A 544-nucleotide genomic window follows, 5' to 3' on the forward strand; every position below is an offset into this window, starting at 1 on the left:
GTCTGCCAGCGTGGCACTCAGCGTCAGGGTATCGCCATCCGGATCGGTGAAGGTGCCTGCCTGTACGGTGAAATTGAAGCTGCCATCCTGCGCCACGCTCTGTGGTGGGATGGTGCCGGACACCACCGGTGCTTCATTGGGCAGTGTTACTGTCAGGGTAAAGTTGGTGCTGACCGAGGCATCGCCGTCGTTGGCGGTCACCTTAATGCTCAGGCTACCGATATCGCCATTGCCCGGCGTACCGGAGAAGGTGCCAGTAGCCGGGTTAAAGCTCAGCCAGCTTGGCAGCGGAGAGCCGTCTGCCAACGTCGCGCTCAGCGTCAAGCTGTCCCCGTCCGGATCGCTAAAGGTGCCTGCCGGTACGGTGAAGCTCAGGCTGCCATCCTGCGCCACGCTTTGCGCTGGGATCGGGGTTGCGACCACCGGTGCATCATTGACGTTAGCCACGGTCAGGCCAAAAGTGGTGCTGACTGAGGCGTTGCTGCCATCGGTGGCGGTAACCTTGATGGTTAGGCTGCCAACATCACCATTGGCGGGGGTGCCA

At 61.6% G+C, this 544-nt stretch carries 1 protein-coding gene; it reads right to left on the reverse strand.

Features of this window, described 5'->3' with window-relative positions; all coding sequences use genetic code 11:
• A partial coding sequence (locus J5224_RS34700; protein WP_264629352.1) for a putative Ig domain-containing protein occupies nucleotides 1-544 on the reverse strand: 544 nt, incomplete at both ends.

It is taken from the genome of Candidatus Symbiopectobacterium sp. NZEC135 (assembly GCF_025962695.1).